9 protein-coding genes are annotated in these 12,926 nt (G+C 66.0%); 3 read left to right on the top strand and 6 right to left on the bottom strand.

The features are described 5' to 3' along the window. Positions 1 to 57 precede the first annotated feature (57 nt). Genes mutL through BLT45_RS11180 form a run of 3 tightly spaced genes read left to right on the top strand, consistent with a single transcriptional unit; the run spans position 58 to position 3,750 of the window. Positions 58 to 1,863 carry a DNA mismatch repair endonuclease MutL gene (gene mutL, locus BLT45_RS11190; protein ID WP_093299658.1) on the top strand — a complete coding sequence of 602 codons (1,806 nt, stop codon included), beginning with the start codon at positions 58 to 60 and terminating at the stop codon, positions 1,861 to 1,863. A 7-nt stretch (positions 1,864 to 1,870) separates the two neighbouring features. After that, positions 1,871 to 2,803: a DUF1684 domain-containing protein gene (locus BLT45_RS11185; protein ID WP_093301932.1), complete on the top strand. Its 933-nt coding sequence runs from the start codon at positions 1,871 to 1,873 to the stop codon at positions 2,801 to 2,803. Between the two features lie 23 nt (positions 2,804 to 2,826). After that, positions 2,827 to 3,750, top strand: coding sequence for a TraB/GumN family protein (locus BLT45_RS11180; protein ID WP_093299655.1), 924 nt, complete (start codon positions 2,827 to 2,829; stop codon positions 3,748 to 3,750). Between the two features lie 16 nt (positions 3,751 to 3,766). Here BLT45_RS11180 and rnfB read toward each other — a convergent pair whose 3' ends face one another. The 6 genes from rnfB to BLT45_RS11150 all read right to left on the bottom strand — a co-directional run bounded on the left by rnfB (position 3,767) and on the right by BLT45_RS11150 (position 12,898). Further along, on the bottom strand, positions 3,767 to 4,243 hold the full coding sequence (rnfB, locus tag BLT45_RS11175) for an Rnf electron transport complex subunit RnfB (RefSeq protein ID WP_093299650.1): 477 nt from the start codon (positions 4,241 to 4,243) through the stop codon (positions 3,767 to 3,769). Continuing rightward, the gene (gene metG / locus BLT45_RS11170; RefSeq protein WP_093299645.1) at positions 4,203 to 6,266 is read right to left on the bottom strand and encodes a methionine--tRNA ligase; all 2,064 of its coding nucleotides are present in this window, start codon (positions 6,264 to 6,266) and stop codon (positions 4,203 to 4,205) included. Before metG ends, rnfB begins: the two co-directional genes overlap by 41 nt. A 119-nt stretch (positions 6,267 to 6,385) precedes the next feature. Beyond that, on the bottom strand, positions 6,386 to 6,826 hold the full coding sequence (locus BLT45_RS11165) for a DUF2147 domain-containing protein (RefSeq protein ID WP_093299641.1): 441 nt from the start codon (positions 6,824 to 6,826) through the stop codon (positions 6,386 to 6,388). A 93-nt stretch (positions 6,827 to 6,919) separates the two neighbouring features. Further along, a complete protein-coding gene (locus tag BLT45_RS11160; protein ID WP_093299637.1) occupies positions 6,920 to 7,621 on the bottom strand; it encodes an SEL1-like repeat protein in 702 nt (233 codons plus the stop codon). Positions 7,622 to 7,872: 251 nt separating this feature from the next. Beyond that, on the bottom strand, positions 7,873 to 9,858 hold the full coding sequence (locus tag BLT45_RS11155; RefSeq protein WP_254771866.1) for an alpha/beta hydrolase family protein: 1,986 nt from the start codon (positions 9,856 to 9,858) through the stop codon (positions 7,873 to 7,875). 133 nt (positions 9,859 to 9,991) lie between these two features. Further along, complete coding sequence (locus tag BLT45_RS11150; RefSeq protein ID WP_093299632.1) at positions 9,992 to 12,898, bottom strand: TonB-dependent receptor domain-containing protein; 2,907 nt, start codon at positions 12,896 to 12,898, stop codon at positions 9,992 to 9,994. Positions 12,899 to 12,926: the final 28 nt, after the last annotated feature.

The raw sequence follows: 12,926 nt of genomic DNA, 5'->3' as shown, positions 1-12,926 counted from the left end.
TCGCTCGGCTATCATCACGGCTGAATCCCCGAGACGGCGCGCCTGCGCCGCCAGCACGTGCCGATCCGTCAGCTCCCCGACACCCTGATCAACCAGATCGCCGCCGGCGAAGTCGTCGAACGCCCCGCGTCCGTCGTCAAGGAGCTCGTGGAAAACGCGCTCGACGCCGGTGCCCGGCGCGTGGATATCGACCTCGAAGAGGGCGGCGTCCGCCTGATCCGCATCCGCGACGACGGCGGCGGCATCGCGCCGGAGGAACTGCCGCTGGCGGTGTCGCGGCACGCCACCAGCAAGATCGCCTCGCTCGACGACCTGGAAGCGGTGGCCACCCTCGGGTTCCGCGGCGAAGCGCTGCCATCGATCGCATCGGTCAGCCGGTTCTCGTTGACGTCGCGCCGGCCGCAGGACGCGCACGGCGCCTCGCTGCAGGTGGACGGCGGCAAGCTCGGCGAGGTGTCGCCCAAGCCGCATGCGGTCGGCACCACGGTGGAAGTCCGCGAGCTGTTCTACAACGTGCCGGCGCGGCGCAAGTTCCTGCGCGCGGAACGCACGGAGATGAGCCACATCGAGGAATGGCTGCGCTCGCTGGCGTTGGCGCGCCCCGATATCGAGCTGCGCGTGTCCCACAACGGCCGGCCGTCGCGGCGCTACAAGGCGGACGAACTCGAATCCCTCGCGCGCCTGGATGAAACGCTGGGCGAGGACTTCGCCCGCAGCGCGCTGCGCGTGGACCATGCCGCGGCCGGGCTGCGCCTGCATGGCTGGATCGCGCAACCCAGCTACTCGCGCGCCAGCGCCGACCAGCAATACGTGTACGTCAACGGCCGGTCGGTGCGCGACCGCAACATCGCGCATGGCGTGAAGATGGCGTACCAGGACGTGCTCTTCCATGGCCGGCAGCCTGCGTACGTACTGTTCCTGGAACTCGACCCCACGCGCGTCGACGTCAACGTGCACCCGGCCAAGCACGAAGTCCGCTTCCGCGACACCCGGCTGGTGCACGATTTCGTCTACCGCACGTTGCACGATGCACTGGCGGAAACGCGCGCCGGCACCGTGCCGCAGGATCTTGCGGCATCGCCGTTCGTGCAGCGCGCCGCTACGCCGATGACGTCCGCGTGGATGCCGACGCAGCAGTCGCCGCTGGGGCTCTCGGTGGCGGAAGCGCCGGCCGCCTACGCGGCGCTCTATGCGTCGGCGCCGGATGCAATGCCGGGCGCGGCGGCGGGCTACTCCGCGCCCTCGCTGCCGGTGATGCCGGCGAACGATCCGGAGGGCGTGCCACCGCTGGGTTTCGCCATCGCGCAGCTGCACGGCATCTACATCCTGGCCGAGAACGCCGACGGACTGATCGTCGTCGACATGCATGCCGCGCATGAGCGCATCGGCTACGAAAAGCTGAAGCAGGCGCACGACGGCATCGGCCTGCGCGCCCAGCCGTTGCTGGTCCCGCGCGTACTGTCGGTCGCCGAGCGCGAGGCCGACGTGGCCGAACGCGAAGCCGCCACGCTCGCATTGCTGGGCTTCGACATCACCCGCGCCGGGCCGCAGTCGCTCAGCGTGCGCAGCATTCCGGCGCTGCTGTCCAACGCCGATCCGGAAGCCTTGCTGCGCGACGTGCTGGCCGATCTGCGCGAGCACGGCGAGAGCCGTCGCGTGGCCGCGGCGCGCGACGAACTGCTGTCGACGATGGCCTGCCATGGCGCCGTACGCGCGAACCGGCGCCTGACGCTGCCCGAGATGAACGCCCTGCTGCGCGAGATGGAGATCACCGAGCGCTCCGGGCAATGCAATCACGGCCGCCCGACCTGGGCGCGCTTTTCCTTGAACGAGATCGACCGCTGGTTCCTGCGAGGACGTTGATATGGGGATGAAGACAGGATGGCTGGGGATGGCCATGCTGCTGGGGTTGCTGGTGGGGTGTGGCGGTGCGGACGAGAAGGCCGGCGCAGCCGGCAAGGTCGTCGATGCCCGCTTCCTCGCCGACAACACGGCCTGGCGCGCGACGCGCAAGAACGAACTGCTGGCACCGGATGGCTGGACCAGTCTGGTGGGCCTGCACTGGATCGAGCTGAAATCGCACTTCATCGGCAGCAGCCCCGCCAGCGGTATCAAGTTGGTCGTCGGGCCGCCGAAGATGGGCATGCTGGCGCAGCAGGACGGCCGCATCTTCTTCACGCCCGAGCGCGGCGTGGACCTCACGCTCAACGGCGAACCGCTGAAGGGCAGGGTGGAGCTGCAGAGCGATCGCGATGCGACGCCGGGCGTGATCGGCTTCGATGAAGGCAAGGGCGCGTTGTCGGTGATCGAGCGCGGCGGCCGCCATGCCCTGCGCGTCAAATACGCCGATGCCGAATCGCGCACCCAGTTCGTCGGCCTGGACTACTGGCCTGCGCTGGAGAGCTGGCGCGTCGAAGGCCGCTACATTCCGCACCCGCCGGGCAAGACGCTCACCATCGTCGACGTGATCGGCGTGGCCAACGAATCGCCCAATCCGGGCGCGGTGGAGTTCGAACGCGACGGCAAGACGTTCCGGATGGAAGCGCTCGGGTCGCCTGACGGTCCGCTGTTCTTCGTGCTCGCCGACCGCACCAGCGGCCATGGCAGCTACCCGGCCGGTCGCTTCCTCGATGCCGAGGCGCCGCGCGACGGCAAGGTGGTGCTGGACTTCAATCGCGCCTATAACCCGCCGTGCGCATTCACGCCGTACGCCACGTGTCCGCTGCCGCCGGCCGAGAACCGCCTGGACCTGCTGGTCGATGCGGGCGAGAAGGCGTACGCCAAACCGATCAAAGTGCTCTGAGGAAGGAATCGATGACATTGCGCATGCCGCTGAAATCCCTCGTCGTGGCGGGCCTGCTCGCCAGCGCCTCCGTACTGGCGGCCGATACCGCCAAGGCGCCTGCCGCGCCGGTGCCGCTGCTGTGGAAGGTGTCGGACAAGGACAACACGGTGTACCTGCTGGGCTCGTTCCACCTGCTGCGGCAGAGCGATTACCCGCTGTCGGCGGATGTGGAGGCGGCGTTCGACGATGCGGAACGGCTGATGTTCGAACTGGCGCCGGAAGAAATGCAGTCCACGGCCGTGCAGCAGCTGATGCTGCAGGCGGCGCTGCGCACCGATGGCAAGACCCTGCAGCAGGATCTGGATGCCACGACCTGGAAGCGGCTCGAAACCTGGGCCGGCAAGAACGGCATGCCGATGGTGGCGTTCAACAGTTTCGAGCCCTGGTTCGTCGGCCTGACGATCAGCATCGTCGAGATGACCAAGCAAGGCCTGGACCCGAAGCTGGGATTGGACAACCACTTCATGGACAAGGCCAAGGCCGCGGGCAAGCCCACGGCGGGCCTTGAGATCGCGCAGGAACAGATCGGTGTGCTCGACGGCATGGAGGCCGCGGAGCAGCGCCAGTTCATCGTCGAGTCGCTGGACCAGGCGGACAAGGGATCGGTGGAGACCGAGCGCCTGCACCAGGCCTGGCGTCGTGGCGACGCCGAAGGCCTGTGGACCGGCATGGCGGCGGACATGAAGCGCCAATACCCGCGCCTGTATCGGCGCATCAACGTGGACCGCAACGACGCGTGGGTGCCCAAGATCCAGCGGATCCTCACCCAGCCCGGCGACGACGATGCGCTGGTGGTGGTGGGCGCCCTGCACCTGCTCGGCGAGGACGGCGTGGTCGAGAAGCTGCGCGAGCGCGGCTACAAGGTGGAACGCATCTGTTCCGCGTGCGGGGCAGGCGCGCGCTGACCGTGGCCGCGGCGTCTCAGGAGGCCGCGGGCACCATCACGATGCAATCCACCGGGCACGCGGGCACGCACAGCTCGCATCCCGTGCAGAGCGGGTCGATGACCACGTGCATGTGCTTGGCGCCGCCGATGATGGCGTCCACCGGGCAGGCCTGGATGCACTTGGTGCAGCCGATGCAGTCTTCTTCCACCACCATCGCCACGATCGGCGGCGCGTGCGTGCCACGGCTGCGGTCGTAGGGACGCGCAGGCACCTGCAGCAGGTTCGCCAGCGCACGCGCGCCGGCATCGCCGCCGGGCGGGCAGTGGTCGATCCCGGCCTCGCCGCGCGCCATCGCTTCGGCATACGGGCGGCAACCATCGAAACCGCACTGGCCGCATTGGGTCTGCGGCAACAGGCGGTCGAGGCGTTCGACGAGGGTGGCGTCCATCGTCGTAGTGACGGATCGCGCGTCAGCGCACCGGCATGCCGGGCAGCGCGCCGCTGTCGGCATCGAGCAGCGCCAGCGCGCCACCGTCGAAACCGGCCGACAGGATCATGCCTTCGCTCAGGCCGAAGCGCATCTTGCGAGGGGCGAGGTTGGCGATGAACACGACCTTGCGGCCGACCAGCGCCTCGGGCTCGCCATAGCTCGCGCGGATGCCGGAGAAGATCTGCCGCTGGCCGAGATCGCCGGCATCCAGCAGGAAGCGCAACAGCTTGTCCGACCCTTCCACGAACCCGCACTCCAGCACCTGGCCGATGCGCAGGTCGAGCTTGGCGAAATCCTCGATGCCGATGGTGCCGCCGGCGTCCTTGGCCTCGTTCGGCGCAGCGGACTTGACCTCCGCCTTCTTCTCGGGAGCGGCAGGCGCGGGAGTGGCGGCGAGGGTGTCCTTGGAAGCGTCGGTCATGGCGTCGATCAGTTTCGGGTCGATACGGGTGAACAGGGGCGAGTAGGGCTGGATGACGTGCGCCTGCAGCGGCGCGGCGACGTCCGCCCAGGTCTCGACGGGCGCGCCGAGGAAGGCCTCGGCTTCGGCACTCGTGCGCGGTAGTACCGGCTTGAGCGCGGCGGCCAACACGCGGAACAAATTCAAACCCTGCGTGCAGACGGCCTGCAGTTCGGCGTCGGCACCTTCCTGCTTGGCGATGACCCAGGGCTTGGTCTCGTCGATGTACTTGTTGGCCTCGTCGGCCAGCGCCATGGTCAGGCGCAGCGCCGTGGCCGGTTCGTTGCGCTCGTAGGCGTCCGCGATCGGGCCGAGGCCGTCGACGAAGCGCTGGTACATGGCCGGATCGGGCAGGACGTCGGCCAGCCGGCCGCTGAAGCGCTTGTCGATGAAGCCGGCGCAGCGGCTGGCCAGATTGACGAACTTGCCGACGAGATCCGCGTTAACACGGGCAATGAAATCGCCGAGGTTCAGGTCGAGATCGTCCACGCCGCCGGAAGACTTGGCCGCGTAGTAGTAGCGCAGCGCTTCCGGTTCCAGCCCGGTGTCCAGGTAGGTGCGCGCCATGATGAAGGTGCCGCGCGATTTCGACATCTTGGCCCCGTCCACGGTCAGGTAACCGTTGACGTGCAGACGCGTGGGCGCGCGATGGCCGGTGCCCTGCAGCACGGCCGGCCAGAACAGGCCATGGAAATTGACAATGTCCTTGCCGATGAAGTGGTGCAGTTCGACGTCGGTGCCCGCGACCAGGTGCGGTTCGAAGTCGAGACCGCGCTTGGCGCAGAGAGTGCGGAAACTGCTCAGGTAGCCGATCGGCGCATCGAGCCAGACATAGAAATACTTGCCGGGCGCGCCCGGGATCTCGAAGCCGAAATAAGGCGCATCGCGGGAGATGTCCCAGGCGCGCAGGCCGCCTTCGGCATCCAGCCACTCGCGCAGCTTAGCCTTCACGCCCGGCACGGCGACGTCGCCGGCCAGCCACTCACGCAGGAAGGCCTCGAAGCGACCGACCTCGAAGAAGTAATGCTCCGAATCGCGGATCTCCGGCGTGCTGCCCGACAGGATCGACTTCGGTTCCTTCAGGTCGGTCGGCGCATAGGTGGCGCCGCAGACTTCGCAGTTGTCGCCGTACTGGTCCGCCGAGCCGCAATTGGGGCAGATGCCCTTGATGTAGCGGTCGGGCAGGAACATGCCCTTGGCCGGATCGTAGAACTGCGCCACCGTGCGGCGCCCGATGTGGCCGCCGGCGTCCAGGCGCTGGTAGAACAACTCGGTGAGTTCGCGGTTTGCGGCCGAGTGGGTCGAGTCGTAATGATCGAAGGCGACGCCGAAGGCCGCGAAGTCGCGCTCGTGGCCGGCCTGGATGTTCGCGATGAACGCCTCCGGCGATACGCCCGCCTTCTCGGCCGCGAGCATGATCGGCGTGCCGTGGGTGTCGTCGGCGCAGACGAAGTACACCGTGTCCCCGCGCATCCGCCGCGCGCGCACCCAGATGTCGCCCTGGACGTAGCCCACCAAATGGCCCAGATGGAGGGGGCCGTTGGCGTAGGGCAGGGCGTTGGTGACGAGGGCGGTGCGGCTCATGAGGGGCTTCGTGACGGGGGATCGCGATTATCGCACGGCGCGGCAGGAGGCCTTTTCGGGGTCCATAACGCAGCGGGCCCGGCATGACCGGGCCCGCAGGGAACGCGTGAGCGCGACGCTTACTGGCGGATCCAGGTCTGCGACTTGCAGATGAAGGCGATGCAGCCGGAGACCTCGAGCTTCTTGCCGCCGTCCAGCAGTTCCATCTTCGACTTGTAGACCTTGCCTTCGTCGGGCTTGAGGATGGTGCCGCCGGCGTAGTCGCCGCCGCCCTCGGCCTTCATGCCGCGGATGATCTCCATGCCGGTGATCGGCTTGTTCTTGCGGTCGTCCTTGCACTTGTCGCAGGTCGGGTTCGGCTTGCTCGGGTTGATCAGCTCGACGATGCGCCCGCTGATCGCGCCGTTGGCGGCCTGGGTGATCTCGACATAGGACTTGGGCTTGCCGGTCTCGCTGTCGATGGTCTTCCAGCGACCCACCACCGGATCGGCGGCGGAGGCCACCAGCGACAGGGCCATCAACGGGGCTGCCAGGCAGGCGGCCATCAGGGTCTTGCGCATGTTCCCCTCCCAGGGATGTAGGTCAGGCCCGCCGGCCACGCCGACGGGATGCGGCAGTTATACCGCATCCGCCAGCGTATGGAAGACGCCCGTTCAGCCGTCCTTTCGTGAGCCGAGGCCGGTTTCGTCCGTCTCGGGGGTCTCGGGTTCCTGGGCGTCGATCTCGGGGACGGTGTCTGGAATACGTGAGGCGGGCGTCTGTTCGCGCGCCTGTTCGATTTCGCCCACGGTGACCTGGCCTACACGCGGTTTCATCCAGATGCTGTCATGCCATGCCTGATACTGCTTCGGGTCCCAATAACGCTCGTCGTAGAACTTGGACCCGTCGATCTGCTCGATGCCGCCGGGACCCGGCACGTAGATCTTCAGGTTGCCGGTGAACCCGGTACGACTGCCCGTCATGCGTCGTTTCTCCCGGCCCAGTACGCGGGCCAGCCGAGGCTGCGACGCCGCATCCCCATACTTTGCGTAGAGCGTCTGGCCTTCTTCGATGGCGCGCGTCCTGTCGGCTTCATTCAGTGCCTTCCAGTAGCGCTCCCGCAAGCCGAGGAAACCGGAGTAGCCCCGTTCCGCCGCCAGGTCCATCCACACGTAAGCGAGGACGGGATCCTTCTGCGTGCCCTGGCCATTCCAGAGCATCTCCGCGACCATCCCCTGCGAGGGCTTGTCGGCGTAGTACGCGGCACGTTGAAAAAAGCGGAACGCGTCCTCGTGCTCGCCTTGCTCCATCTTGTTGAGGCCTAGCAACCGATACCGCAGGTCGGGATGGGCGCTGAGGAAGCCTGCCGACAGCATCACCGGATCCGCGGTGGGATCCGGAGGGGGCTTCGAGCCTCCGCTCCGCTGAGCGATCGCGGGGAATGAAAGGAGCGCTGCTGTCAGTCCTAGGAGAGCGAGTGTGGCTGCCGTTCGCTTCATGGTTCCTTCCTCAATACCCGATCCTGGGTGTCGTCCAATGCTGCGACATCATGGATGGGCTGGCCTCTACCGGAAGTCATGATGCTCCAGGGTAGCGGGGCGCGCCCTTGCGGCCCCGTGGCACAGATTCAGTTCGCATCATCGCCTATGTGGCGCGAGAAGAACGCCAGCATCGCCTCGTAGAGTTTGATGCGATTCTCCACGTCGTAGAAACCGTGCATCTCGCCGGATTGGATGATCATGCCTTCCGGTGGATTCCCCGCAGCGACCAGCGCCTTGTTCATCAGCTCGGTCTGCTCGGGTGGCGTGCGCACGTCCCTGGCTCCCGCTGCGAGGTAGACCGGAATCTTGACTTCGCCGGCGCGTTTGGCTGGCGAGTTCTCCGCCCAGACCTTGGCATCGGTGCCGTGGGTTCGGCGCAGGAAGCGTTGGCCGGATTCGGTTTCCGGAATATCGCCCTTCTTGAACATCATGTCGATGTCGTAGACGCCGACGTAGCCGAAGGTACACTTGAATACGCCGGGCGCGCGAATCGGTGCCATCAGCGACGAATAGCCGCCAAAGCTGCCGCCGTAGATGCAGACGCGATCCTTGTTGGCGTAACCGTTCTGGATCGCCCATTGCGTAGCATCGAGGATGTCGTTCTGGATTCCCTGCGCCCATTGCGTATGGCCCGCATCCCGAAACGCTTTCCCGAATCCGCCAGAGCCACGGTAATTGACTTGCAGCACCGCGTAGCCGCGGCTGGCCAACAATTGGGTTTCCCAATTGAATGCCCAATTGTCACGCGGACCGATCGGGCCGCCGTGCGGGTTCACGATGAGCGGCAGGTTCTTGCCGTTCGAGCCATGGGGGAGCGTCAAGTAGCCATAGACGCGCTTGCCATCCCTTGTCGCGACATTGAAGGGCTTTACCGACCCCATCCTGGCTTTGTCCAGCTGTGGACGACGCTGCATCAGGAAGCGGGCCTTGCCCGCGTCGCGATCGTACAGATAAAGCTCGCCTGGATTGCTGTCGCTATAGACGCTGACGATGACTTTCTTCCCATCCTGCGTATAGCTGGAGAAGTCGACCATCTGGCCCTCGAAGGCCCCCGCGAGCGATGCGTAGGTCTCGGCATCGGGATGGGTCTCGTCCAGCAGTTTGATCGCGGGCGCGCCGGCTTGGGTCACGACACCGATCAGCGTGCTCTCGTCCGTGGACCAGATGTAGTCGGAGACTTCCGCGACAGGGTCCTGGAAAAGCAACTTGAATTCGCCCGTAGCCGTATCGAGCGTGCCCACCGCGGCCGGTGCCTTGCCGTCGTCCTGGGAGGCATAGACGGTGCCATTGGTGGTGGTGGTGATGATGTCCAGGTGCTTTCCGTCGGACCGGGAAGCATTGACCAGGGTCCACGCCTTGTCGTCGCGTCGATAGAGCTCGGTGCGCTCGTCGAATTCGCCATCTTCGTTCTTGCTGGAATAGCAGACCGCGAAGCGTGGAAGTTTGGCCGCATCCAGGGCGACGCTGCAGTTCTCCTTCGGTGCGCGGCCCAGTGAAGTGCGGCGGCCGCTGACGGTGTCCATGCGTACGATCTCGGTGCCCGAGCCGTCGACCGAGCGCGGCGAAGTCACCTGCATGATCACGTTCTCGTCGTCCTGCGTCAGCGTGTCGAGCAGGCTGAAGCGCTCGGCGCCTACGGCTTTGCCGCGCTGGGTGGCGTCGCGGGTGCCGTAGAAGATGAGGGGGCGGGGCTGGCTGCCGTCCGCGTTCACGGCGTACCACTCGCCCGTCGCGAACGGTTGCGCGTAGCCGCCCATCTTCCGCACGGCATTGAACATGAGGCGGTCGGGACTGGTCCAGTAGAAGCTTCCGACGCTCTTCTTGTCCGGGAGGATGTTGACCTTGAGGATATTCAGGTCGCTGGTCCTCATCACCGTCAGGACGTCCTGGTCGCCCCGATCAACCGTGATGGCCAGGTACTCCCCTTTCGGCGAGATCTTCGCGCTTCCGAATGACGGATGTTCGACGAAATCCTTGATCGGCTGGACATCCTTGCCGGCCGCGGCAAACGGCGCGCAAGCAAGGAAGGCGAGAGCCACTACCCCTCGAATCGGTGACATCGTCTTCTCCATTCTGGTCCTGCCGGTGCGCATCGCATGCCCGGACTGTGTTGTTGGCGCCACGGGCCGCTTCCCCGGCCCGATTGCGGTTCCCCAAAAGCAAGGGCCCGGAAGACCGGGCCCTTGGTGAAGCATCCATCGGTACTCAGAACGAGTATGCCACCGACAGGTTGAAGCGGCGACCGTACGGGTCGGAGCCGTTGTACGCGTTGAAGAACGGGTAACCCTGGCTCGAGTCGTAGCGGTACTGGTTGTTGAACACGTTCGCCACCTGCAGCGTGGCGCGGACATTGTCGCCGAACTTACGCTCGACCGCCAGGTTGTAGAGCATGTACGGCTTCAGGCGCAGCGGCGAGTAGACGCCCGCTGCGTTGGTGAAGTCCGCGCCGGCGGCGTTGCGGACCGTGCCGTAGCGAACGCCGAACACGGTCGTCGACCAGTCGCCGATCGTCCAGTTCAACGAGCCACGGGCGCGGCTACGCGAGTTGTACAGGCTGGCGGTGTCGCGGTAGTCGATCAACTGGTCGTCGTCGCTCTGCTTGTACTTGTTGGTAAGCACAATGGAGTAACCCAGATCGAGGCGGAAGGTGCCGATGCGATCGGTGTCCAGTCGGTACTTGTACGTGGCATCGATGCCGCTGGTATCGGTCAGCGAAGCATTGATGTACGCCGAATTCACCCGCTGGATGGGGCCATCGGTCGTGCCGCCCGCGCGCTGGATCAGGTTGTAGACGTTCTGGCAATAGACCGAGCTGGATCCATACTCGAACGGCGTGCCGTTGGCGTAGCTGCCGATGCGGCAATTGGCTTCGTCGGCCAGCAGCGTCGCCGGCGGCAGGTTCAGCGCCTGGTCTTCCAGCTTGATGCGGTAGTAGTCGACCGACAGCGACATGTCGTCGACGATGTCCCACACGAAGCCGTAGCCAATCGACGTGCCCTTCTCCTCTTCCAGCAGCGTGTTGCCTGCGATGGCGGTCTGGATGGTGTAGACCGTGGGATCGGACGGCGTCGTCTGGCACACGCCCAGCGAGCGCGGGCCGAGGGCGCTGGCCACACCCACGCCTGCGCGGCAGGCGTACTGGTCGACGGCGGCGGCGAACGATGCGGCGCCTTCCGCGAAGACCATCTGCATGTCCGGAGCGCGGAAGCTCGTGGCGTACGAGCCGCGCAGCAGCAGGTTGCTGAAGGGGCGCCACTCCAGACCCAGCATCGAGGTGACGGCGTCATCGACCGCGGTGATGTCGTCGTACTTGTCGTAGCGACCCGCCAGGTTGGCGGTCAGGCTGTCGAGGATCGGCACGCGCACCTCGGTTCCCAGCGCATAACGGTTGCGCTCGCCGTACGTGCGGCCGGAACTGCTCAGGTTGAAGATCGTCTGGTCGTCGTACGGGCGCGTTGCGCTGGTGCGCGGATCGCTGTTCAGATCAAACGTCTGGCGGCCGGCTTCCAGCACGGCGGCGAAGCTCACCGCACCGGCGGGCAGTTCGAACAGGTCGCCGGCGACGTTGAAGTTGGCGGTGCTGGACGTCGTGACCGCGGTGTTGACCGCGCGCGTCGACAGGGACTGGTAGATCGCAGGCGTGATCGGGTTGTTCCAGTGCTCGAGGTTCAGCGAATAGATCGGATACAGCGTGCCCTGCGGCGATGCGCGCCAGCCTTGGAGCGGGCCCAGGAAGTAGTCGTGCACCGCCTTGGCGAGCAGGCGCGGGCGGTCGGCTTCGTACTCGTAACGGCCGTGCGAGAAGGTGGCTTCCCAGTCGAAACGATCCGCGAAGGTGCCCTTGACGCCGATGAGCGCATCCCACGTCAGCTCGTCGTACATGGTGGTGGCGGCTTCGTTGCCACCCAGTTCGAACGGATTGAAGACGCGCTGCAGGAAGGTGAACTGACCGAGGCTCGCGTCGTAGTAGCCAGGCAGCTGGCTACCCAGCGGCGACAGCGCAGTCGGCTGCGTGCGATTGAACGGGCTGGAGGACGTGGACCAGAACTCGGTGCCCGAGCTCGACTCGGCATCGCTCTTGTAGACATTGACGCTGCCGAACAGCTGCGTGTTGTCGGTGATGTCGAAGGTCGAGTGGTTGTAGAGGGCGAAATACTTGTCGGAGTTGGTGATGGTGCGTGAGGCGGACTGGGTGAAACCACCGCAGTAGGTGCCGCGCGCGGCCGTCGTGACCGTCGTGTAGCCGAAGCGATCGCAGACTTCCTGGCCGGGATAGTAGACGCTGGTCGTCAGGGCGCTGTTCGCGGTATTGATGCGCAGCGCGGCCAGCGACAGCGCCGGGTTGGTGAACTGCGCGCCCAGCGGACCATTGCGGGTGTCGGCCATGAAGTCGCGCTGGTAGCCCCAGATGGGCTCCTCGACACCGGCCTGCACGCCGAACGTGGTGCTCCAGCGCTCGCCGGTGCGGCCGCCGCTCAGTTCGATTTTGGCGGAGTCGCCGCCTGCGACCGTCGTGCCGACGGTGCCGCGGATCATCGTGCCGTCGAAGTTCTCGCGCAGCACGATGTTCACGACACCGGCGACGGCGTCGGAACCGTAGATGGCGGATGCGCCGCCCGTCAGCACTTCCACGCGCTCCACCATCGCGGACGGGATCGCACGGACGTTCACGACATTGTTGTCGCGGTTGTAGGGCTGGGGGTACTGGGCGGGGCGGCGACCGTTGATCAGGGTCAGGGTGTAGCCCGGGCCGAGGTTGCGGAGGTTGACCACCTGGGCATTCGGAGTGAAGCCGGTGACGGCCAGATCACCTGTGAAGGAGCCCGTCGTGTTCTGCGTCAGGGTCTGCAGCATGTCGCCGACCGTCTGGAAGCCCTCGCGATCAATCTGGTCGCGCGAAATGACGACGACGGGCGCAGGGCCTTCGACTTCGGTGCGCTTGATGCGCGAACCGACGACCGTGACCTTGTCCAAGGTGGAGGTCGGCTGGGATGCGTCGCTGGACGCGGCCTCCTGGGCAAAGGCGCTGGCGGCGGTCGGAAGGATGATGGCCGCGAACAATGCGGCGCTCAGGCGGCTGCGCTTGAGCGCATTCGTGTGGCGAACTGACATGTGTTGTGAATCCCCTAAAGCTGTCTAT

Source organism: Pseudoxanthomonas sp. CF385, assembly GCF_900104255.1.
GTDB lineage: Bacteria > Pseudomonadota > Gammaproteobacteria > Xanthomonadales > Xanthomonadaceae > Pseudoxanthomonas_A.
The sequence above is the reverse complement of the archived record's forward strand: the minus strand, read 5'-3'. Positions and strand labels throughout refer to the sequence as shown.